This window comes from Sulfuricurvum sp. RIFCSPLOWO2_12_FULL_43_24, assembly GCF_001829605.1.
In the GTDB taxonomy this organism is placed as follows: Bacteria; Campylobacterota; Campylobacteria; order Campylobacterales; family Sulfurimonadaceae; genus Sulfuricurvum.
This window is the reverse complement of record NZ_MIBT01000044.1, coordinates 12815-31329: the sequence shown is the minus strand read 5'-3', so window position 1 is coordinate 31329 and position 18515 is coordinate 12815. Positions and strand designations below refer to the sequence as shown.

The following is an 18515-nucleotide window of genomic DNA, read 5'->3' as shown; positions in this document are numbered from 1 at the left end:
ATACGTCTGTTTTAACACCTTGCTCTCCCGCAATAACGGCAGCATCTTTTCGTCTTTCTCGCTCAGGGAGATCGATTGATTGTACAGCAACGCTTTAACTTCAGCATCGACGGCTGCGAGTGCCGCCTCTATGTGGGTGAGTGAAACCATAATATTCTCTTTTTCCAGACATTATAACGATGAGGTTCTAAAACAACGAGGGCTGAAGCGATTTTAATTTAAAACTTTTACGATGAATTTCACAATGTCCGTATTGGCGGATCGCTTCGATATGAGCGGCACTTCCATACCCTTTATGTCCTTCAAATCCATACTGCGGGTAGAGTGGTGCGAGTTCTACCATCTCACGGTCCCGTGTCACTTTCGCTAAAATCGAGGCGGCACTTACCTCAGGGATCGTCGCATCGGCTTTGACCATCGTTCGCAGACCGCTGACTCCGAATTTTGAGTTTCCGTCATAGAGATAATCGGCTTCCCCCAACGCCGCCATGATTTCACGCAACCCTGTCGCCAAACATGCCGATAGTCCCAGTTCATCGATTTGTGCCGCGCTAAAGCGGGCGATATGGTAAGCCGAGTTTTCGCAAATGATCTCAAAGAGGGCTTCACGCTTTTTTTCGGTGAGTTTTTTAGAGTCGTTTAGACCCGATATCGGTTGATGTAAAATAACTCCTGCAATAGTCAGCGGTCCGGCCAAAGGTCCCCGTCCCGCTTCATCGATTCCGCAAAGATGCATTGTTTATCCATAGTTAAAATGATTGATATTGTAGCGCAAGCGTTCATAGGAAATAGGGTATCATTCTGGAAAAAAGGACTTTATATGTTTAGATCAGCCATTTTGGCCGTATGTTTGATGTCCGTCAGCGCATCAGCGGCAACAATTTTAGGATTCGGTGCCGAGGCAGATTACTACACACCGAGTGCAAGCGGAGATTTTGATTATAAAAATACCCAGACCCGTTTTAACAGTGATGACGAGTCGGGATACCAAGTGGGGCTGTATTTAGAACATCCTATCCCTTTGCTTCCGAATGTACGCGTTGATCTCACACCGGATACGAGCTTTAGCGGTTCAGATGGGCTCGGCGGTACAAATAAAGTTTCATTTGAGCAGACAGATATTACCCCGTATTATGAAATTCTTGATAATGTTGTTGATATTGATCTGGGGGTCAGTTTTAAAATTATCGATGCCACGATCGAAGGTGCAATCAATGATAGTTTTAGCGAAGTGATTCCGATGGGGTATTTGGGGATGGCTCTGACTCCTCCGCTCTCCCCGCTGAGTATAGAGGGAAGTGTCAAATACATCGGATATAACGGAGATTCGCTAACCGATGCCCGAATTAAAGTTTTATGGAAAATCGCTGCCGGCTTAGGAGCTCAAGCAGGGTATCGATATGAATCACTCGATATCAAAGACCGTTTTGATACCAATACCAATGTTACTTTTAAAGGACCGTTTGTCGGTTTTAACTACCGTTTCTAAGTATCATCCCCTAAAGCCCATCTCTCAAACGGGATCATCTCGATACGGGAGATCGGGTGAGAGAGGGTACTCTCCAGATTCATCGTTACTGCGATAACCTCACGAACACGGTTTGAGACGATAAATCCCTCCAGCGCTTCTACTTTTTTAAACAAGGCATGCTCATTCGCAAACGGTGAAGCGATGATGATTTGACCCCGCTGCGGGAGATAAAAATCGATCCCCTCGTCATAATAGCATTCGATATGGTGCTTGTCCAGCTCCGAGAAAACAAGATTCTCGAAAAGACGTCCGAAATGTTTTTGGACAACGAGGGCATGTTTGATCGCAATGTCGCATAAATAGAGTTTCTTGACGGCGCTGGGGTGATTAAACTTGGATAAGCTTTTGAGATAGCCTCGCTCATACATCGCTTGCAGATGGAAATAGAGTTTGTCTTTGGAAATTTTCCGTTCCCCTTTGAGCCGTTCGTAGAGGTTGAAGGCAGAGACCTTTTGTGTCACCATCTTGGAGGCTTGGGAAAGGATCGAAAATTCGATCGGCTCCAATGCACGGATAAGAGTGCTTTGCAAATAAAGAACCCGATCTTCACTGGCGATACGGTGCATAGAGGGAAAGCCGCCGAGCTGAAAAAAATGGTTCAATGCGGTAGAGTCATATTTGCTTTCAAAGGCTAAAAACTCTTCATAGTCGAGCAACTCGAGATGTATTTGATAATAAGGAAGCTCAAGTGAAGCCTCCGATGAGAGGATAATCTGGTCGATCTCAAAGAGCTTGATAGCGTCATTATAATTGTCCAATGCCAAAATGGAAATCTTGTTTTCGCGGCAAAATAGTTCCAAGGAGCTGTTCAACTCATGAATATCCAGCCGTAGGTCTCTGCAATCAATATACAGATAGGTTGATTTTTTATGAGAAAGGAGATAATTTTTGATCAATGCGGTTTTCCCTGACTGGGTAATCCCATAAATCAGGGTACTTTCTGCGCCGATTGATTGCTTACGTTCTATAAAGGCGACATTATGTAAATCGTATCGATAGTACTCATCTAATAAAGTTTTCATACCTAAAATCATACCCTAAAAAATATAGCTTCCTTCTTATAAGGAAGTAAATTTTACTGATAAAGCAATTTTTACCCCTAAAATCCTTGACCCAGAGGGGATATGTCAGTATAATTTCGCCGCCTTATATAGTCAGACAAGATCTGACGAGTTCTTTTATCTAAGGAAAACATTATGGAAAAAATTCGTTTAAAACTTAGAGCGTACGATCATCGTGTACTTGATCGTTCAGTTGCCTCTATCGTTGAAGCTGTAAAGCGAACGGGTGCGGAAATCCGCGGACCGATCCCTTTGCCAACCAAGATTCGTAAATATACGGTTCTTAAATCTCCGCACGTCAATAAAGACTCACGTGAGCAATTTGAGATCCGTATGCACGCACGTTTGATCGACATCGTGTCGGCTACGCCAGATACAGTTGATTCGTTGATGAAGCTTGACTTGGCTCCGGAAGTGGACGTAGAAGTTCGCTCTATGGACAAGTAAGGAGTAGGGTGTGGAATACATTGTAGAAAAGATCGGCATGAGCCGAACGATTGGCGTACCAAGTAAAGCGGTAACTCTTTTAAAAGTAAAAGAAGTGAAAGTTTGCGAAGTAGTAGATGGCACTGCTCTCGTAGCATATAGCCAAGGAAAAGCACGCAATAAGCCGATTGAGGGTCAGCAAAAGAAATATAACCTTTCTGCTGAATTCAATAAATTCGCTACATTGGAAGTTGCTAACACCGAAGCCGGTGATTTGGACATGACACCTTTAGCGGATGCTAAAAAAGTTAAAAGTGCATTCAAAACCAAAGGTCGCGGTTTTACCGGCGTTATGAAACGTTGGAATTTTGCCGGCGGACCAGGCGCACACGGTCACCGTTTTCACCGTACTGGTGGATCTATCGGTAACCGCGAATGGCCAGGTAAAGTCCAAAAAGGGCGTAAAATGTCTGGTCAATACGGTAACGAATTAGTTACTGTTAAAAACGAAGTGATGTCTTTTGACGCACAAAACGGTGTATTGGTTGTCGTGGGCGCTGTCCCAGGTGCAAACGGTGCATTAGGTCGAGTAAAGGTTGTTAAACAATGAGTGCTATTGTCTTAAATGAAAAATTTGAAAAAGCCTCTGAATTGGCATTGCCTGAGAGCTTCAGCGGTATCAATACCCATAACCTCTATTTGTACGTTAAATCGTATCAAGCGAGCCTCCGTGCAGATACTGCATCGGCTAAAACTCGCTCGACAATTAATGGTGGTGGTAAAAAACCATGGGCTCAAAAAGGTAAAGGTGGAGCACGTGCCGGTTCACGTCGTTCACCGATCTTCGTTGGCGGTGCTGTTGCACATGGTCCAAACACAGGTCGTAACTACGATCAGAAGATCAATAAAAAGCAAAAGAAACTAGCGCTTAAATGTGCGTTGGATGCTTTGGCAACTGCTGGAAAACTTTTCATCGTTGATTCGATTGAAGTTCCAACTGGTAAAACAAAAGACGCATTGGCGTTGTTCAATGCATTGAATGTTCGTGATGCGTTGTTGGTGAAAAAGATTCTCGATGAGAATACCTATCTTGCATTCCGTAACATTGCTTCTACTTATGTTGTAGAAGAGAATGAACTCAACGCCTTTTTGGCTGCGACATACCGTTCGGTGGTTATCGAAAAAGCGGTATGGGAAAATCTGACTAAAGAGAGCTAAGATGGCAGATATTACTGATATCAAATCAATCCTGTATACAGAGAAGACCCTTGGTCTTCAAGAAGAGGGTGTTATCGTTGTTCAAACGTCTCCACGTATGACAAAGAACGCTCTTAAAGAGGTGTTTAGAGAGTATTTCGGAATCGTTCCGGCTCGCGTAAACTCACTAAACCAAAGCGGAAAAGTTAAACGTTTCCGTGGTCTTGCTGGCAAACAAAATGACTTTAAAAAGTTTTATGTGAAATTGCCAGAAGGCGCACAAATCGATAGTTTGGCGGTGTAATATGGCGATCAAAACGTATAAACCAACCACCCCGAGCCGACGTTTCTATACCAACGTTGATAACTCGGACATCACGGCAAAAGCGTCTGTTCGTTCTTTGTTGATTAAAATCCCTGCAGCTGCGGGACGTAACAACAACGGTCGTATCACATCACGTCATAAAGAAGCGGGAGCTAAAAAGCTTTACCGTATTATCGATTTCAAACGTAACAAATTCGGTGTTCCGGGTACTGTTGCTGCAATCGAATACGATCCGTACCGTAACTGTCGTATCGCTCTTATCAACTACGTAGACGGTGACAAACGTTACATCCTCCAACCTAAAGGTTTGGTAGTAGGTGATGTTATCTCTGCTGCAGAGAGCGGTTTGGACATTAAAGTCGGAAATGCGATGAAATTGATGAATATCCCTGTGGGAACCACTGTTCACAATATCGAGCTTAAACCGGGTAAAGGTGGACAAATCGTCCGTTCAGCCGGAACATCTGCGCAAATCATGGGTCGTGAAGGTAAGTATGTATCTGTACGTCTTCCATCAAGTGAAATGCGTTATGTTTTGGGTGAATGTATGGCGACTGTCGGTACTGTCGGTAACGAAGAGTACATCAACATCGTTCTTGGTAAAGCAGGTCGTACACGTCATATGGGTATCCGTCCTCAAACGCGTGGTTCTGCGATGAACCCTATCGATCACCCGCATGGTGGTGGTGAAGGTAAAACGAATTCAGGACGTCACCCGGTTACTCCATGGGGTAAACCGACTAAAGGTGCTAAAACACGTAAGAAGAAAGCAAGTGATAGACTTATTATTACTCGCCGTAAATCCAATCCGAAGAGGTAGATAATGGCTAGATCAGTAAAAAAAGGACCATTTGTTGATGGACACCTAATGAAAAAAGTGATTGCTGCCAAAGAGACGAAAAGCAACAAACCTATCAAAACTTGGTCACGCCGTAGTGTGATCTTGCCTGATATGATCGGTTTAACGTTTACCGTCCACAATGGCCGTCAGTTTGTACCGGTTTTCGTAACGGAAAACCATGTTGGTTACAAACTTGGTGAATTTTCACCAACACGTACGTTTAAGGGCCATAAAGGTTCTGTACAAAAGAAAATCGGGAAATAAGGAAGAGATATGGCAAGAGCACTATTAAAATTCGTTCGCGTATCTCCGACTAAATCTCGTTTGATCGCTCGCGAAGTTCAAGGAATGAATGCAGAGCAAGCAATGGCTGCGTTGGAGTTCACTCCAAATAAAGCGGCAAAAATCATCGCTAAAGTGGTTGCGTCAGCAGTAGCTAACAGCGGTATCGAAGCGGAAGATTGTATTATCAAATCATGCCGCGTTGATAACGGTCCGGTTTTGAAACGTTTCACTCAACGTGCACGTGGTACCGCTTCTGGTATCCGTAAACCGACAGCACACATTTTGGTAGAAGTAGAGGGTAAATAATTATGGGTCATAAAGTTAATCCTATCGGACTTCGTCTCGGTATTAACCGCAACTGGGAATCTCGTTGGTTCCCTAACTTTAAAACAGCTGCGGTTTCACTTGGTGAAGATCATAAAATCCGTACCTATTTGAAAAAAGAACTCTACTACGCAGGTGTGAGCAACATCGTGATCGAGCGTACTGCGAAACGTCTTCGCGTTACGATCATCGCGGCTCGTCCTGGTATCATCATCGGTAAGAAAGGTTCTGACATTGAAAAAATCAAAGAATCTCTTCAAACCCTTATCGGTAAACCGGTAGCCGTTAACATCAAAGAAGAGAAAAAAGCACAAGCTTCTGCACAACTCGTTGCAGAAAACGTTGCGACTCAACTTGAAAAACGTGTTGCTTTCCGCCGTGCGATGAAAAAAGTTATGCAAAATGCACAACGTGCAGGAGCTAAAGGTATTAAAGTTTCAGTTGCAGGTCGTCTTGGCGGTGCTGAGATCGCTCGTACTGAGTGGTACCTTGAAGGTCGCGTACCGTTGCATACTCTTCGTGCAAAAATCGATTACGGTTTTGCAGAAGCGCACACCACTTACGGTGTAATCGGTATCAAAGTTTGGATTTTCAAAGGTGAGGTTCTCACTAAAGGAATTCAACCAGAAGCTAAAGAATCTAAAGAAGAGCGTGGCGAAGATCAACAACGTCGTCCACGACGAAAGGCTAACTAATCATGTTGATGCCTAAACGTACGAAATATCGTAAAATGATGAAAGGGCGTAACCGTGGTTACGCTACGAATGCCAACAAACTTGATTTCGGTTCTATCGGATTCAAAGCAACGGAAGCGGGACGTATTAACTCTCGCCAAATCGAAGCGGCTCGTATTGCAGCAAACCGTCATATCAAACGTCAAGGTAAAATCTGGATCCGCGTGTTCCCGGCTAAACCATTGACTGCCAAACCACTTGAAGTGCGTATGGGTAAAGGTAAAGGTTCTGTTGACCAATGGGTAATGAACATCAAACCAGGCCGTATCATTTTTGAAATGGGTGGTGTTGAAGAGACTCTTGCACGTGAAGCATTAGCGCTTGCGATGCAAAAACTTCCGTTCAAAACCAAAATTGTAACTGCGGAGATGAGCAATGAAATATACTGATTTGAACGACAAAACAGCTGCTGAACTTCAAGGTATGCTCAAAGAGAAAAAAATTGAGCTTTTCACTTTGAAAATTAAGCAAAAAATGATGCAATTGACTAACACGAGCGAACTTCGCACGGCGAAAAAAGACATTGCACGCATTAACACTGCTATGAACGCAGTGAAGTAAGGGCAGAGCTATGACACATAAACGTGAAATTCAAGGTATCGTAGTTACAAAAGCCGGCGAAAAAACAGCAACTATCGTTGTTGAGCGCCGTGTTATGCACCCACGTTACCACAAAACGGTAAAACGTTTCAAAAAATACATGATTCATGATGAGAACAACCAACTAAACATTGGTGATGAAGTGATCGCGATCGAGTGTCGTCCACTTTCTAAAAGCAAATCGTTCCGTCTTAAAACTCTTGTTAAAGGGGTGAACGCATGATTCAAAGTTTTACTCGTCTAGCAGTAGCCGATAACACAGGGGCTAAAGAGATCATGTGTATTAAGGTTCTTGGCGGTTCAAAACGTCGTTATGCAACTGTTGGTGATGTTATCATCGCTTCAGTTAAAAAAGCGGCTCCAACCGGTAAGGTCAAAAAAGGTCAAGTGGTTACAGCAGTTGTTGTTCGTACGAAAAAAGAAGTTCACCGTGAAAACGGTTCTTTGATCCGTTTCGACGAAAATGCAGCAGTTATCCTTGATAAAAAACGTGAGCCAATCGGTACACGTATTTTCGGACCAGTAAGCCGTGAAGTTCGTTACGCAGGTTTCATGAAAATCGTATCACTTGCTCCAGAGGTTGTATGATGGCAAAATTTAATTTCAAAAAAGGCGACATTGTAGAAGTGATCGCCGGTGATGACAAAGGTACTAAAGCAGAATTGCTTCAAGTTATGCCTAAGAAAAATAAAGTAATCGTTAAGGGTGTTCGTGTTGCGAAAAAAGCGATCAAACCTAGCGAACAAAATCCACAAGGCGGATTCTTGAACAAAGAAATGCCTGTTGATGCATCAAATGTCCGTAAAGTTGAGGCGTAATCATGGCACGACTAAAAGATAAATATTTGGCTCTTAAGCCTGAGCTTCAATCAGCTCTTGGCATTGCTAACGCTATGCAGATTCCTAAGCTTGAAAAAGTTGTGATCTCTGTCGGTTGTGGTTTTGCTATGAAAGACAACAAATTGATCCAAAGTATCCAAGATACGATCAGCAACATCGCTGGTCAACGCGCATCTGTAGTAGTTGCACGTAAATCGGTTGCTGGATTTAAAGTACGTGAAGGGATGCCGGTTGGTGTTAAAGTTACACTACGCGGTGCTCAAATGTACGATTTCATGGATAAATTGATCTCTGTATCACTTCCACGTGTTAAAGACTTCCGTGGTATTCCACGTAACGGTTTTGACGGTCGCGGAAACTATAACTTCGGTTTGACAGAGCAATTGATTTTCCCGGAAGTTGATTACGATTCAATCATGCAAATCCACGGGATGAACATCACCGTGGTAACAAGTGCTACTGCAGACAAGGATGCTTTCAAGCTTCTTGAAATGATCGGTATGCCGTTTGCTAAAGGGAGAGAATAATGGCTAAGAAGTCAATGATCGCTAAAGCGGCGCGTACACCTAAATATGCGGTTCGTGCTTATACTCGTTGTCAGATTTGTGGTCGTCCACACTCTGTCATCAGTGATTTTGGAATTTGTCGCGTTTGCTTCCGTAAAATGGCAAACGAAGGGTTAATCCCAGGCGTTAGAAAGTCAAGCTGGTAATCCCAGCCTGATACTACTTACGACTAAGATAAGGAAATATAAATGATTAATGATTTGATCGCGGATTCGTTGACTCGTATCCGTAACGCGGCTATGCGTAGATTAGATGTAACAACATTGGTTCACTCAAAAGTAGTAGAAGCAGTTGTTGCAATTTTGGCTGATAAAGGCTACATCGAGAGCTTTAACGTTGTTGAAGACGGCGTTAAAAAAACCATCAATGTAGTATTAAAATACGACGAAAAAGGTCGTACAGTTATCAATGAAGTAAAACGTGTCTCTAAACCGGGACGTCGTATTTACAAAGGTAAAGATGAACTTAAACGTTTCAAAAACGGTTACGGTACCATCATTGTCAGTAGTTCAAAAGGGGTTCTTCCTAACGATAAAGCATTCGAGCTTGGCGTAGGCGGAGAAGTCCTTTGTACAATTTGGTAAGGAGATAAGATGTCACGTATTGGAAAACTTCCTATTTCTATCCCAGCTGATGTAACAGCGACACTCGATGGAACGTTATTGACGTTTACGAAAGGTGCAACAACTCAAACCTTGGATACTCTTGGTAACTGTGGTGTAGTACTTGAAGATAACACTTTGACGTTTAGTACAAACTCTGACCAACGCGCTGATCGTGCATTCTGGGGTACTTACCGTGCTTTGGCTGCAAACATCATTACAGGTTTGGTAACTGGTTTTGAGAAAAAACTAGAGATCAACGGTGTTGGTTATCGTGCAGCAGTTCAAGGCGATGTTTTGAATCTTCAACTTGGTTACAGCCATGATATCAATTTCGATATTCCAGCGGGTGTTACCATTGCAGTTGAGAAAAACGTTATCAGCATCAAAGGTGTCGATAAACAACAAATTGGACAAATTGCAGCTGTAATCCGTTCATTCCGTCCACCTGAGCCGTACAAAGGTAAAGGTGTTAAATATTCTGATGAGACTATCCTGCGTAAAGCCGGTAAGACATCTAAGAAATAAGGAGCGATGATATGACAGGTAAAACACTTAAAATTAAAACGGCTAAACGTATTCAACGTAAGCGCCGTATTCGCTCTAAAATTTCAGGATGCGCGACTTTGCCACGTGTCTCAATTTTTCGTTCAAACCGCTACATCAGCGCACAAGCGATTAATGATGAATCAGCGGTAACGTTGGCGGCGGTTCACTCAAAAACTTTGGGTCTTAAAGCAAATAAAGCTGATGCTGAAAAAGCAGCGGCAGTATTCGCAAAAACCCTAAAAGATGCCGGTATCAATGAAGTTACGTTCGATCGTAACGGATTTTTGTATCACGGTGTTGTAAAAGCGTTTGCCGAAGCTCTTCGTGCAAATGAAATCAAGTTTTAAGGGCTGATGGATGAATCCGATTAATAGAGAAGAATTTTCAGAAGCGATTGTAAACATCGGTCGTGTAACTAAAGTTGTAAAGGGTGGTAGACGTTTTCGTTTTACTGCTCTCGTAGTTGTAGGAAATAAAAAAGGAACCGTAGGTTACGGAGTCGGTAAAGCCAAAGAGGTTCCCGATGCTATCCGTAAAGCGGTTGACGAAGCGTTCAAAAACTTGACTAACGTGAAGATCAAAGGTACTACCATTGCTCACGATATCGAAGTTAAATACAACGCGAGTCGTATCTTGCTTAAACCTGCATCTGAAGGTACAGGGGTTATCGCCGGTGGCGCTACCCGTCCGGTACTTGAGCTTGCTGGTATCCAAGACATCTTGACGAAGTCTTTGGGTTCTAACAATCCAAACACCGTGGTACGTGCAACAATCGATGCACTATCACGTATCAAAGGATAAGGTATGGCACTCGAAAATCTTACCCCAGCTGAGGGATCAACCCACAGCACAAAACGTCTTGGTCGCGGCCAAGGAAGTGGCCAAGGTAAAACAGCCGGTAAAGGTCACAAAGGTCAAAAAGCGCGTAAAGGTTACAATGAAAAACGTAACTTTGAGGGTGGACAACAACCACTTGCTCGCCGTTTGCCAAAAATCGGTTTTACATCACGTGTTGTAAAACCAACGATTATTAATGTTGAAAAAACAAATGTAATTGCTGAACTTTCAGAGATTACAATGGAAACAATCCGTAGCGTACACCGATTGGCTAAATCGGTTACAAGTGTTAAACTTGTTGGCGCGAGCGCTAAAGATTTAGCATCTAAAATTAAAGACGAAAACGTTACAACAACTGGTAACTAATGAACCAACAACTTGTAAACAAGATCTTAATTACGATCGGTTTTCTCTTTATCTTCCGACTACTGGCATACGTGCCGGTGCCGGGTGTTGACACAGCTGTCATCGCTTCGTTTTTTGATGATCACGCGGCAGATGCGTTAGGTCTATTCAATATGTTCAGCGGAAATGCCGTAGAACGTTTATCTATTATCTCTCTTGGCATTATGCCCTACATTACAGCCTCAATTATTATGGAACTCCTAGCAGCCACTTTCCCGAACTTAGCGCAAATGAAAAAAGAGCGTGACGGTATGGTGAAATACATGCAAATTATCCGATATGCCACTATTGCGATTACGATTGTACAAGCGATCGGTGTGAGTGTCGGATTGCAAGGTATGACCGGAAAAGACGGCAGCAGTGCTATTTTGGTTGATCACTCAACCTTTATGCTCCTTGCGGTTGTTTCGATGTTGGCGGGTACTATGTTGTTGATGTGGATCGGTGAACAGATTACTCAAAGCGGTATCGGTAACGGTGTCTCTTTGATCATCTTCGCCGGCATTGTTTCGGCAATTCCGAGTGCGATTTCTCAAGCAGTAACGATGGTCAATACCGGAGCGATGGGATTCTTATCCCTTGTAGGTATTATTGCCCTCATTATTGCGACGATTTTGGTCATTATTTATGTTGAGCTGGGGGAACGCCGTATTCCGGTTACCTATGCGAAAAAGACAATGATGCAAAATCAAAACAAACGGGTTATGAATTACATTCCGGTTAAAGTGAATCTCTCCGGGGTTATTCCGGTTATTTTTGCTTCGGCAATTTTAATGTTCCCGATGACGGTTATGTCATCGAGTACCAATCCGACGGTTCAAGCAATCGCGGACGTACTTAATCCAAATCACTATTTCTTTAACTTTTTGACCTTTGTATTTGTTGTGTTCTTTGCATTTTTTTATGCGTCTATCGTATTTAATGCAAAAGATATCTCCGATAACCTCAAACGTCAGGGTGGATTTATTCCGGGTGTTCGTCCGGGCGAATCAACCAAAGAGTTTTTGAATGATACGGCGGGACGATTGACCATTACGGGTGCCATCTATCTCGGGCTTGTAGCAACTTTGCCATGGGTTATTGTTAAAGCGATGGGTGTGCCGTTCTTCTTTGGAGGGACAGCAGTATTGATCGTGGTTCAGGTTGCTCTGGACACAATGCGTCGTATTGAAGCACAGGTTTATATGTCAAAATATCAAACCCTTAGCGCGGTTGGTCTGTAACAATGGCGATTGCGCTACGCAAAAATGATGAAATAGCTTCACTTCGTGCTGCGAATCAAATCGTAGGTGCGACGTTGGAATTATTAGCTTCTCATACTAAACCGGGAATTACCCTAAAAGAGCTTGATGCCATTGGTGAGGAGTATATCCGCAGCCAAGGTGCCATTCCCTCTTTTAAAGGGCTTTACGGTTTTCCAAGTGCCGTTTGTACCTCTGTTAATGAAGTGATCATCCATGGTATCCCAACCGATTACGCTTTGCGTGAGGGTGATATTGTCGGATTTGACGTAGGGACAAAAAAAGGGGGGTATTTTGGTGATGCAGCAATCTCGCTTGGAGTCGGAAAGATCACTCCTGAAGACGAAGCATTGATTGCATGTTCTAAAGATGCCCTTTACTTTGCCATCGACATTATCAAAGACGGAATGCGCTTTAAAGAGCTTTCGTATGAGATAGAGCAGTTTATTCACGGTCGGGGATTTGTCCCTTTGCGTGGATTCTGCGGTCATGGAATCGGTAAAAAGCCGCATGAAGAACCGGAAATCCCGAATTATATGGATGGAACCAATGCGAAAGCAGGACCAAAAATTAAAAACGGAATGGTTTTTTGTCTGGAACCAATGATTTGCCACAAAGAGGGAACCTCCAAAATTTTGGCAAATGGCTGGGATGTGGTGAGTACGGATGGGCTGAGAGGCTCTCATTACGAGCATACGGTTGCGATTATCAACGGTAGAGCTGAAATATTATCAATCGCGTAAAGGAATATATATGGCAAAAGATGATGTCATTGAAGTAGACGGAAAGATTATTGAGGCACTACCCAATGCAACGTTTCGTGTTGAGTTGCCGAATGGTCATGTTATTTTGTGTCATATCGCAGGTAAAATGCGCATGCACTACATCAAAATTCTCCCGGGTGATACGGTGAAAATCGAACTGACTCCCTACAGCTTGGATAAAGGGCGAATTACCTATCGCTATAAATGAGTGCTGCTGCTTAGGCAGTCGGCACCCATTATGTATTATAATGGTATATCTTTTTTGAAAGAAAAATTATGTACATACATCCAACCCATCCCCTTCTCCAATCTTTAGTTAATACCCTTCGTGATACGACACTTTCCCCTTTGGTTTTTCGTCATACCATGAAAGAGATTACTAAAATTTTGCTCTATGAATCCCTTAAAAATATTCCGGTATCCTCTAAAAAAATTATCTCTTGGCAAGGAGAACAGAGCGTTGAGTGTATTGACGAGTCGCAGATTATGGTTGTATCGGTACTTCGCGCTGCATTGCCGATGCACGATGCGGTTATTGAGACGTTAAATCATTCGATATCCGGTTTTCTAGGGATAAAAAGAGATGAAGAGACCCATAAAAGTCATCTCTATTATGATCGTGTCGGTGAGTGTACCGGCAAAACGGTTATTTTGGTCGATCCAATGGTGGCAACAGGAGGATCTTTATGTGATGCTATTGAAATTGTCCGGAAGAAAGGGGCAACAAAAGTGATTTCGCTGAATATCATTGCCTCGCCTGAAGGGATCAAGGCTGTAGAATCGGTATATCCCGAAGTGACAATTGTAATAGCACAGATTGATGAGCGGCTGGATGAAAATAAGTTCATTGTCCCTGGATTGGGCGATGCAGGTGATCGAGCCTTCAATACATTGTGAGATGAATATGAAATGGATACTAGTATTTCTAATAATCGGATGGTTAAACGCGCTTAATGCAGATGGATTGAAAGAGGATACACAACGAAAATCGTTTTGGGATACCTATACCTCGGCATTGCGCGGAGATAAGATAGCACAGTTTCAAACCGGTGTTATTTACGAGCGCGGTATCGGTGTAGAAGTCAATCAAACGCATGCGGCTCTATGGTATGAAAAAGCAGCGCATCAAGGGTATGTGGATGCGCAGTATAATCTTGCACTCTTATATGCATCAGGGCGCGGAGTAGAAAAAAACCTTGATTGGGCGATGATATGGCTTACGAAAGCAGCAAAACAAGGGGATAAAGAGGCAAGAGCCCTTTTGTTGGAAATAATAGACGGAAAATTAGACAGGGATAAGCCCAAAGACGCAAACGCAAAAATTGCGTCTCCTCTGATTGAGACAATCACACCCGTTCGTTTTAAAACAATAGAAGGGGGACAGATTTGTTCGTTGGAAGGGGCCTGTAAAAGCTATAAAGCGAATACGACTATAACATCTAAAATAAAAAGCGGTTCACGATATAAAGTGAGCGGTATTGGCGGGAAAAACGGATGGCAGCCGTATATCGGCGAGGGGTGGATTCATGAAAAGGATGTGCAGAGAGATTAAGCTCCGCACAATGAGTTATTTTATAAAACTACAGCAGTAATCGCTCACGATTTTAACTTTTAAATGAAATGCACTGTTGGCAGGTACATCGAAGCTTTGCGGTCCTTGAACGATAATCCACTCTTCTGAACCCGGAAGCTGAACCTCCATCTCTCCGCTCATAATCTCCATAATCTCTTTATCGCCGGTGTTAAACGTGTATTCACCCGGAAGCATGATCCCAAGAGTTTTAATACTGCCGTCTGCAAAATGAAGGGTACGGCTGGTAACTTTACCGTCAAAATAGATATTCGCTTTTTTGTCTGCGGTGACGTTGGTAAATTGTGACATAGATTTCTCCTAAAAATAATGGTGCAATTATAGCGGATTGAGTTCTTGCTTGATCTTTTTAGGCAAGTGGGCGAAAGGAAAATCGGTGACAATCTTCGTTACATCCCCATCTTTGATATGAACTTCTAAGAGCATCGTCTCTCGGTTAAAACTGATGAGGGTAAACGTCTGATCGTTTTCACTGTAAACGAGGTTACGCGCTTTTAGGTGACTAAAAGGGCTTTTACGTGGTCTATATCCCATAAATTCCGTTCTCCTGAACTGTTATTTTTTTACTATCGACGAGCTGTGTTAATGCACTTTTAAAATTCTTTTTACTGAGTCCAAAGGTTTTTTGAATCAAATCGGGATCACTTTTGTAGTTGTACGGCAACATCCCGCCATTGGCTTTTATCATCGAGAGGATTTTATCAGCGGCACCGGAAGCTTTGGCTTTTCCGACCATCTGAAGAGAGAGATCGAGTTTACCATCAGGACGGAGAACTTTTACGAATCCGTTTTTGATTTGTCCGACACGAACCTCTTCAAAAATCTCGTTGGCGTAAATCATCCCCTCAAATTTATGATCCACGATCACTTTATACCCCATAGGGGTTTTGGCGATAATCATAAACGCTACGGGAGTGTTGGGGTAAAAACTCTTCGGCGGCATCTCTAATGCACCGCTGATTTTTTCCGTTCCTACCAGACGGTTGGTTTGCTCGTCCAAGATAACTCGCACGAGCCGCTTTTCACCGACGGCGAACGGGCGTTTTTGAAGCGCACGGGGGATAAAAAGGTCTTTAGGAAGCCCCCAGTTTACAAACGCACCGATAGGGGTGGTATCGACCACTTCGACAAATGCGATTTCATTCACCATCGCTTTAGGCATTGCCGTCGTAGCAACGGGGCGATCTTCGCTGTCGGTATAGACAAATACATCGATGGTATCACCGATGTGCATTTTGTCGGTGACGTATTGGTTGGGCAGTAATATATCGCTCTCATCCAGTGCACGCAAGAATAGTCCCGGCACGGTATCGCGATCAATTGTGAGGATATTAATTTCCCCGATTTTTAGTGTTTCATTCATGATGGAATTATAGCGGGTTTTGGCTACGCCCGTTATCCCCGACCTGATCGGGGATCCAGTGGTTCTAAATACAGGGGATGGATTCCCAATCGAGTTGGGAATGACAGAGATGTTAGATATAAAAGTGACACTTTGGTATAATTAAAAACAGTATAATTTTATGATTTTTCGTCATCCCCGACTTGATCGGGAATCCAGCATTAGAGAGAATGGATTAATGGATGATGAAATCGTAAATAAAATTTGGAGTATAAATGAAAAAAATGATGTTAGTTTGTTTAATGTTGATGATTGCGGCAAGTAGTGTAGCGGCAGGAGAAAAAAATAAAACTTCTCAATCTGAGATGGAAATAATTTATGAATCATCAGGGATTGAAAAAAAGAATGATAAATTTCATCTTTTAGACAATACAGATATTGAGGTTGAGCCAAACATAAAACGTGTTGATTTAAATGGAGATGGTATTGATGAGGTATTTGTGATATTAAATAATTATTCGGGTGCATATGGTAATGCGGAAGGGAATTTAATATTACTGATCAAAGGCAAAAATAAAAAATTTAATAAAAATATCGATTATCCTGTAACAGCTTATTCCATTCTAAAAAACAAATTTAAGGGATATCCTGACATTGATTTGACTATTCCTGGGTATTGTTCATCTGTATGGAGATGGGATGGAGAAAAATATAATTTTTTCAAAAAGAAATGTGTTCAAGGGTATAAAGAATAGGTTATTGAATTTTCTCTATAAATCAAGTTGGGAATTATAAGCAATGAAAAGTGAGAGCAGGAAATAAATCATGAACAAAGTTAATGGTTCAGATATAGTCATTTATAACGACGGTGAGATAGAACTCAATATTTCAGTTACAGAAGATACTCTTTGGCTCACTCAAATGCAGTTAAGTGATATTTTTGAAAAAGATCAAAGTGTTATCAGTAGACATATTAAGAATATTTTTAAAGATAATGAGGTGGATGAAAAAAGCAATATGCAAAAAATGCATACTGCAAATTCAGATAAACCTGTAAATTTCTACAGTTTAGATATTGTCTTAGCCGTAGGATACAGAACAAATTCATCTAAAGCAATAAAATTCAGACAATGGGCAACATCGGTACTCAAAAGCTACATCCAAAATGGTTATGCTATTAATGGCGATAAAATCACAAATGAGCGATTTGTATCTTTGGAAAGTGATGTAGCAACACTTAAATCTCAAATGGGGGAGTTTAAGGCGCTTGTCAATGTTGACACTCTTAAGACAAAAGAAGGAATATTTTTCGACGGACAGATTTATGATGCGTATGTTTTTATAAATGATTTGCTTAAAAGTGCAAAAAGTGAAGTAGTGCTGATCGACAACTACATAGACGACACAGTTTTTACCCTTTTTAGTAAATATCCCAATCTCAAAATAAAAATCTATACTCAAATTATCACCAAGCAACTCTCACTAGACTATCAAAAATACCAAGCGCAATACCAAAACATGGAACTATTAGAGTTCAAAAGCGCTCACGACAGATTTATCATACTAGATGGGGTGGAGATGTATCACATCGGAGCAAGTCTTAAAGATTTGGGTAAAAAATGGTTTGCGTTTTCGAAATTCGAGATGGATGCGTTGGAGATTTTGGGGAGATTGAAATGACGAAAAAGCGTATAATTATCACAGGAGCCAGCAGCGGTTTAGGAGAAGCTCTTGCGCTATATTATGCGTCAGACAAAAATCAACTTGTATTGATCGCACGCAGGGAAGATCGCTTAACTGATGTAGCGGTTCGATGCCGAGTGAAGGGTGCCGAGGTAGAGACGATCATCGCTGATGTCAATGATTTTGAGCGGATGAGAGAGATTGGCAAACATCTGTGTGAAAATCCTATCGATCGTATCATTCTCAATGCAGGAGTTTCGGTCGGTCATAGCGCAGGTGTAACGCCGTTCGAAGATTTTGAGAGAGTTTTTAAAACCAATTTTTTGAGTGTTCATGCCCTTTTGGAACCTATCATTCCTAAACTAATGACACAAAAATCGGGTGAGATCGTTTTTATCTCTTCTCTCGCCTCGCTCTTTACGATGCCGACGTCGATTGCCTACAGCAGTTCCAAACGGGCGCTAAACGCCTATGCTGAAGGGCTTTATTATCAGTTAAAACCGCACGGTATCACTGTTATGACAATTATGCCCGGATTTATCAAATCGGAAATGACGCAGAAGAATCGCTTTAAAATGCCATTCTTGATGAAAACAGAGGAGGGAATAGCGCGGATCACCCATGCGATTGAACGGAAAAAAATACGTTACGCTTTTCCTTTTAGATTCACCTTAATGATTCGAATTGTCTTGCTACTTCCGCAGTCCTTAAGAGACAAAATTGTACACTTCACTAATTTTAAAAAGGGTGCATAACCCGTACTATCAAGGAA

The 18515-nt window shown here is 42.2% G+C and carries 34 protein-coding genes; 29 read left to right on the top strand and 5 right to left on the bottom strand.

The window, feature by feature from the left end:
* Window positions 1–187: 187 nt before the first annotated feature.
* Window positions 188–736 carry a ribonuclease HII gene (locus A3G19_RS04400; protein ID WP_294870759.1) on the bottom strand — a complete coding sequence of 183 codons (549 nt, stop codon included), beginning with the start codon at window positions 734–736 and terminating at the stop codon, window positions 188–190.
* An 84-nt stretch (window positions 737–820) separates the two neighbouring features.
* On the opposite strand from A3G19_RS04400, the gene A3G19_RS04395 reads away from it, so the two are divergent.
* Window positions 821–1489 (top strand): TIGR04219 family outer membrane beta-barrel protein, encoded by a 669-nt coding sequence (locus A3G19_RS04395; protein ID WP_294870757.1) that lies wholly within the window; start codon window positions 821–823, stop codon window positions 1487–1489.
* On the opposite strand, the gene A3G19_RS04390 is transcribed toward A3G19_RS04395, so the two are convergent.
* Window positions 1486–2553 (bottom strand): ATP-binding protein, encoded by a 1068-nt coding sequence (locus A3G19_RS04390; RefSeq protein WP_294870755.1) that lies wholly within the window; start codon window positions 2551–2553, stop codon window positions 1486–1488. The two genes, A3G19_RS04395 and A3G19_RS04390, sit on opposite strands and share 4 nt — an antisense overlap.
* A 174-nt stretch (window positions 2554–2727) precedes the next feature.
* On the opposite strand from A3G19_RS04390, the gene rpsJ reads away from it, so the two are divergent.
* The 25 genes from rpsJ (at window position 2728) to A3G19_RS04265 (ending at window position 14679) form a co-directional block, all read left to right on the top strand.
* Window positions 2728–3039 (top strand): 30S ribosomal protein S10, encoded by a 312-nt coding sequence (gene rpsJ, locus A3G19_RS04385; protein WP_013459053.1) that lies wholly within the window; start codon window positions 2728–2730, stop codon window positions 3037–3039.
* Window positions 3040–3049: 10 nt separating this feature from the next.
* Entirely contained in the window at window positions 3050–3628 is a 579-nt protein-coding gene (rplC, locus tag A3G19_RS04380; RefSeq protein ID WP_015652593.1) for a 50S ribosomal protein L3, read from the top strand.
* The gene (rplD, locus tag A3G19_RS04375; RefSeq protein ID WP_015652594.1) at window positions 3625–4236 is read left to right on the top strand and encodes a 50S ribosomal protein L4; all 612 of its coding nucleotides are present in this window, start codon (window positions 3625–3627) and stop codon (window positions 4234–4236) included. Before rplC ends, rplD begins: the two co-directional genes overlap by 4 nt.
* A 1-nt stretch (window position 4237) precedes the next feature.
* Window positions 4238–4519 (top strand): 50S ribosomal protein L23, encoded by a 282-nt coding sequence (locus tag A3G19_RS04370; protein WP_015652595.1) that lies wholly within the window; start codon window positions 4238–4240, stop codon window positions 4517–4519.
* Window position 4520: 1 nt separating this feature from the next.
* A complete protein-coding gene (gene rplB, locus A3G19_RS04365; protein ID WP_015652596.1) occupies window positions 4521–5360 on the top strand; it encodes a 50S ribosomal protein L2 in 840 nt (279 codons plus the stop codon).
* Between the two features lie 3 nt (window positions 5361–5363).
* Window positions 5364–5645, top strand: coding sequence for a 30S ribosomal protein S19 (gene rpsS / locus A3G19_RS04360; protein WP_015652597.1), 282 nt, complete (start codon window positions 5364–5366; stop codon window positions 5643–5645).
* Between the two features lie 9 nt (window positions 5646–5654).
* A complete protein-coding gene (gene rplV / locus A3G19_RS04355; RefSeq protein ID WP_015652598.1) occupies window positions 5655–5972 on the top strand; it encodes a 50S ribosomal protein L22 in 318 nt (105 codons plus the stop codon).
* Between the two features lie 2 nt (window positions 5973–5974).
* Window positions 5975–6685 (top strand): 30S ribosomal protein S3, encoded by a 711-nt coding sequence (gene rpsC / locus A3G19_RS04350; RefSeq protein ID WP_015652599.1) that lies wholly within the window; start codon window positions 5975–5977, stop codon window positions 6683–6685.
* Window positions 6686–6687: 2 nt separating this feature from the next.
* Window positions 6688–7113 (top strand): 50S ribosomal protein L16, encoded by a 426-nt coding sequence (gene rplP, locus A3G19_RS04345; protein WP_015652600.1) that lies wholly within the window; start codon window positions 6688–6690, stop codon window positions 7111–7113.
* Entirely contained in the window at window positions 7100–7285 is a 186-nt protein-coding gene (rpmC, locus tag A3G19_RS04340) for a 50S ribosomal protein L29 (protein ID WP_015652601.1), read from the top strand. Before rplP ends, rpmC begins: the two co-directional genes overlap by 14 nt.
* A 10-nt stretch (window positions 7286–7295) precedes the next feature.
* Window positions 7296–7547 (top strand): 30S ribosomal protein S17, encoded by a 252-nt coding sequence (gene rpsQ / locus A3G19_RS04335; protein WP_013459063.1) that lies wholly within the window; start codon window positions 7296–7298, stop codon window positions 7545–7547.
* Window positions 7544–7912, top strand: a complete 369-nt coding sequence (gene rplN / locus A3G19_RS04330) for a 50S ribosomal protein L14 (RefSeq protein WP_015652602.1) — start codon at window positions 7544–7546, stop codon at window positions 7910–7912. The genes rpsQ and rplN overlap by 4 nt, the downstream gene beginning before the upstream one ends.
* Window positions 7912–8142, top strand: a complete 231-nt coding sequence (gene rplX, locus A3G19_RS04325; protein WP_294870753.1) for a 50S ribosomal protein L24 — start codon at window positions 7912–7914, stop codon at window positions 8140–8142. The genes rplN and rplX overlap by 1 nt, the downstream gene beginning before the upstream one ends.
* Before the next feature lie 2 nt (window positions 8143–8144).
* Window positions 8145–8690, top strand: a complete 546-nt coding sequence (gene rplE / locus A3G19_RS04320) for a 50S ribosomal protein L5 (RefSeq protein WP_015652604.1) — start codon at window positions 8145–8147, stop codon at window positions 8688–8690.
* On the top strand, window positions 8690–8875 hold the full coding sequence (locus tag A3G19_RS04315; protein WP_015652605.1) for a type Z 30S ribosomal protein S14: 186 nt from the start codon (window positions 8690–8692) through the stop codon (window positions 8873–8875). The genes rplE and A3G19_RS04315 overlap by 1 nt, the downstream gene beginning before the upstream one ends.
* 42 nt (window positions 8876–8917) lie before the next feature.
* Window positions 8918–9313 (top strand): 30S ribosomal protein S8, encoded by a 396-nt coding sequence (gene rpsH, locus A3G19_RS04310; RefSeq protein WP_015652606.1) that lies wholly within the window; start codon window positions 8918–8920, stop codon window positions 9311–9313.
* A 9-nt stretch (window positions 9314–9322) separates the two neighbouring features.
* Complete coding sequence (gene rplF / locus A3G19_RS04305; RefSeq protein ID WP_015652607.1) at window positions 9323–9859, top strand: 50S ribosomal protein L6; 537 nt, start codon at window positions 9323–9325, stop codon at window positions 9857–9859.
* A gap of 11 nt (window positions 9860–9870) precedes the next feature.
* Window positions 9871–10227 carry a 50S ribosomal protein L18 gene (gene rplR, locus A3G19_RS04300; protein WP_015652608.1) on the top strand — a complete coding sequence of 119 codons (357 nt, stop codon included), beginning with the start codon at window positions 9871–9873 and terminating at the stop codon, window positions 10225–10227.
* Window positions 10228–10237: 10 nt separating this feature from the next.
* Entirely contained in the window at window positions 10238–10681 is a 444-nt protein-coding gene (gene rpsE / locus A3G19_RS04295) for a 30S ribosomal protein S5 (protein ID WP_015652609.1), read from the top strand.
* Window positions 10682–10684: 3 nt separating this feature from the next.
* Window positions 10685–11083, top strand: a complete 399-nt coding sequence (gene rplO / locus A3G19_RS04290; RefSeq protein WP_015652610.1) for a 50S ribosomal protein L15 — start codon at window positions 10685–10687, stop codon at window positions 11081–11083.
* On the top strand, window positions 11083–12345 hold the full coding sequence (gene secY, locus A3G19_RS04285) for a preprotein translocase subunit SecY (protein WP_015652611.1): 1263 nt from the start codon (window positions 11083–11085) through the stop codon (window positions 12343–12345). The genes rplO and secY overlap by 1 nt, the downstream gene beginning before the upstream one ends.
* A gap of 2 nt (window positions 12346–12347) precedes the next feature.
* Entirely contained in the window at window positions 12348–13106 is a 759-nt protein-coding gene (gene map, locus A3G19_RS04280; RefSeq protein ID WP_015652612.1) for a type I methionyl aminopeptidase, read from the top strand.
* Window positions 13107–13116: 10 nt separating this feature from the next.
* A complete protein-coding gene (gene infA / locus A3G19_RS04275; protein ID WP_013459075.1) occupies window positions 13117–13335 on the top strand; it encodes a translation initiation factor IF-1 in 219 nt (72 codons plus the stop codon).
* A gap of 68 nt (window positions 13336–13403) precedes the next feature.
* On the top strand, window positions 13404–14024 hold the full coding sequence (upp, locus tag A3G19_RS04270; RefSeq protein ID WP_015652613.1) for a uracil phosphoribosyltransferase: 621 nt from the start codon (window positions 13404–13406) through the stop codon (window positions 14022–14024).
* A 7-nt stretch (window positions 14025–14031) separates the two neighbouring features.
* Window positions 14032–14679: a tetratricopeptide repeat protein gene (locus tag A3G19_RS04265; RefSeq protein WP_015652614.1), complete on the top strand. Its 648-nt coding sequence runs from the start codon at window positions 14032–14034 to the stop codon at window positions 14677–14679.
* 15 nt (window positions 14680–14694) lie between these two features.
* Here A3G19_RS04265 and A3G19_RS04260 read toward each other — a convergent pair whose 3' ends face one another.
* Genes A3G19_RS04260 through A3G19_RS04250 form a run of 3 tightly spaced genes read right to left on the bottom strand, consistent with a single transcriptional unit; the run spans window position 14695 to window position 16081 of the window.
* Window positions 14695–15009, bottom strand: a complete 315-nt coding sequence (locus A3G19_RS04260) for a pyrimidine/purine nucleoside phosphorylase (RefSeq protein ID WP_015652615.1) — start codon at window positions 15007–15009, stop codon at window positions 14695–14697.
* Window positions 15010–15036: 27 nt separating this feature from the next.
* Entirely contained in the window at window positions 15037–15252 is a 216-nt protein-coding gene (locus A3G19_RS04255) for a hypothetical protein (protein ID WP_015652616.1), read from the bottom strand.
* On the bottom strand, window positions 15242–16081 hold the full coding sequence (locus tag A3G19_RS04250; RefSeq protein ID WP_015652617.1) for a S1-like domain-containing RNA-binding protein: 840 nt from the start codon (window positions 16079–16081) through the stop codon (window positions 15242–15244). Before A3G19_RS04250 ends, A3G19_RS04255 begins: the two co-directional genes overlap by 11 nt.
* A 254-nt stretch (window positions 16082–16335) precedes the next feature.
* On the opposite strand from A3G19_RS04250, the gene A3G19_RS04245 reads away from it, so the two are divergent.
* The 3 genes from A3G19_RS04245 to A3G19_RS04235 all read left to right on the top strand — a co-directional run bounded on the left by A3G19_RS04245 (window position 16336) and on the right by A3G19_RS04235 (window position 18498).
* Window positions 16336–16815, top strand: coding sequence for a hypothetical protein (locus tag A3G19_RS04245; protein WP_015652618.1), 480 nt, complete (start codon window positions 16336–16338; stop codon window positions 16813–16815).
* Window positions 16816–16885: 70 nt separating this feature from the next.
* The gene (rhuM, locus tag A3G19_RS04240; protein ID WP_015652619.1) at window positions 16886–17740 is read left to right on the top strand and encodes a RhuM family protein; all 855 of its coding nucleotides are present in this window, start codon (window positions 16886–16888) and stop codon (window positions 17738–17740) included.
* On the top strand, window positions 17737–18498 hold the full coding sequence (locus A3G19_RS04235; protein WP_015652620.1) for an SDR family NAD(P)-dependent oxidoreductase: 762 nt from the start codon (window positions 17737–17739) through the stop codon (window positions 18496–18498). Before rhuM ends, A3G19_RS04235 begins: the two co-directional genes overlap by 4 nt.
* Window positions 18499–18515: the final 17 nt, after the last annotated feature.

What these genes read in the sequence shown, in the direction of transcription:
- A3G19_RS04400 (WP_294870759.1), bottom strand. Translation starts at nt 736, where the DNA reads ATGCATCTTTGCGGAATCGATGAAGCGGGACGGGGACCTTTGGCCGGA.
- A3G19_RS04395 (WP_294870757.1), top strand. Translation starts at nt 821, where the DNA reads ATGTTTAGATCAGCCATTTTGGCCGTATGTTTGATGTCCGTCAGCGCA.
- A3G19_RS04390 (WP_294870755.1), bottom strand. Translation starts at nt 2,553, where the DNA reads ATGAAAACTTTATTAGATGAGTACTATCGATACGATTTACATAATGTC.
- rpsJ (WP_013459053.1), top strand. Translation starts at nt 2,728, where the DNA reads ATGGAAAAAATTCGTTTAAAACTTAGAGCGTACGATCATCGTGTACTT.
- rplD (WP_015652594.1), top strand. Translation starts at nt 3,625, where the DNA reads ATGAGTGCTATTGTCTTAAATGAAAAATTTGAAAAAGCCTCTGAATTG.
- A3G19_RS04370 (WP_015652595.1), top strand. Translation starts at nt 4,238, where the DNA reads ATGGCAGATATTACTGATATCAAATCAATCCTGTATACAGAGAAGACC.
- rplB (WP_015652596.1), top strand. Translation starts at nt 4,521, where the DNA reads ATGGCGATCAAAACGTATAAACCAACCACCCCGAGCCGACGTTTCTAT.
- rpsS (WP_015652597.1), top strand. Translation starts at nt 5,364, where the DNA reads ATGGCTAGATCAGTAAAAAAAGGACCATTTGTTGATGGACACCTAATG.
- rplV (WP_015652598.1), top strand. Translation starts at nt 5,655, where the DNA reads ATGGCAAGAGCACTATTAAAATTCGTTCGCGTATCTCCGACTAAATCT.
- rpsC (WP_015652599.1), top strand. Translation starts at nt 5,975, where the DNA reads ATGGGTCATAAAGTTAATCCTATCGGACTTCGTCTCGGTATTAACCGC.
- rplP (WP_015652600.1), top strand. Translation starts at nt 6,688, where the DNA reads ATGTTGATGCCTAAACGTACGAAATATCGTAAAATGATGAAAGGGCGT.
- rpmC (WP_015652601.1), top strand. Translation starts at nt 7,100, where the DNA reads ATGAAATATACTGATTTGAACGACAAAACAGCTGCTGAACTTCAAGGT.
- rpsQ (WP_013459063.1), top strand. Translation starts at nt 7,296, where the DNA reads ATGACACATAAACGTGAAATTCAAGGTATCGTAGTTACAAAAGCCGGC.
- rplN (WP_015652602.1), top strand. Translation starts at nt 7,544, where the DNA reads ATGATTCAAAGTTTTACTCGTCTAGCAGTAGCCGATAACACAGGGGCT.
- rplX (WP_294870753.1), top strand. Translation starts at nt 7,912, where the DNA reads ATGGCAAAATTTAATTTCAAAAAAGGCGACATTGTAGAAGTGATCGCC.
- rplE (WP_015652604.1), top strand. Translation starts at nt 8,145, where the DNA reads ATGGCACGACTAAAAGATAAATATTTGGCTCTTAAGCCTGAGCTTCAA.
- A3G19_RS04315 (WP_015652605.1), top strand. Translation starts at nt 8,690, where the DNA reads ATGGCTAAGAAGTCAATGATCGCTAAAGCGGCGCGTACACCTAAATAT.
- rpsH (WP_015652606.1), top strand. Translation starts at nt 8,918, where the DNA reads ATGATTAATGATTTGATCGCGGATTCGTTGACTCGTATCCGTAACGCG.
- rplF (WP_015652607.1), top strand. Translation starts at nt 9,323, where the DNA reads ATGTCACGTATTGGAAAACTTCCTATTTCTATCCCAGCTGATGTAACA.
- rplR (WP_015652608.1), top strand. Translation starts at nt 9,871, where the DNA reads ATGACAGGTAAAACACTTAAAATTAAAACGGCTAAACGTATTCAACGT.
- rpsE (WP_015652609.1), top strand. Translation starts at nt 10,238, where the DNA reads ATGAATCCGATTAATAGAGAAGAATTTTCAGAAGCGATTGTAAACATC.
- rplO (WP_015652610.1), top strand. Translation starts at nt 10,685, where the DNA reads ATGGCACTCGAAAATCTTACCCCAGCTGAGGGATCAACCCACAGCACA.
- secY (WP_015652611.1), top strand. Translation starts at nt 11,083, where the DNA reads ATGAACCAACAACTTGTAAACAAGATCTTAATTACGATCGGTTTTCTC.
- map (WP_015652612.1), top strand. Translation starts at nt 12,348, where the DNA reads ATGGCGATTGCGCTACGCAAAAATGATGAAATAGCTTCACTTCGTGCT.
- infA (WP_013459075.1), top strand. Translation starts at nt 13,117, where the DNA reads ATGGCAAAAGATGATGTCATTGAAGTAGACGGAAAGATTATTGAGGCA.
- upp (WP_015652613.1), top strand. Translation starts at nt 13,404, where the DNA reads ATGTACATACATCCAACCCATCCCCTTCTCCAATCTTTAGTTAATACC.
- A3G19_RS04265 (WP_015652614.1), top strand. Translation starts at nt 14,032, where the DNA reads ATGAAATGGATACTAGTATTTCTAATAATCGGATGGTTAAACGCGCTT.
- A3G19_RS04260 (WP_015652615.1), bottom strand. Translation starts at nt 15,009, where the DNA reads ATGTCACAATTTACCAACGTCACCGCAGACAAAAAAGCGAATATCTAT.
- A3G19_RS04255 (WP_015652616.1), bottom strand. Translation starts at nt 15,252, where the DNA reads ATGGGATATAGACCACGTAAAAGCCCTTTTAGTCACCTAAAAGCGCGT.
- A3G19_RS04250 (WP_015652617.1), bottom strand. Translation starts at nt 16,081, where the DNA reads ATGAATGAAACACTAAAAATCGGGGAAATTAATATCCTCACAATTGAT.
- A3G19_RS04245 (WP_015652618.1), top strand. Translation starts at nt 16,336, where the DNA reads ATGAAAAAAATGATGTTAGTTTGTTTAATGTTGATGATTGCGGCAAGT.
- rhuM (WP_015652619.1), top strand. Translation starts at nt 16,886, where the DNA reads ATGAACAAAGTTAATGGTTCAGATATAGTCATTTATAACGACGGTGAG.
- A3G19_RS04235 (WP_015652620.1), top strand. Translation starts at nt 17,737, where the DNA reads ATGACGAAAAAGCGTATAATTATCACAGGAGCCAGCAGCGGTTTAGGA.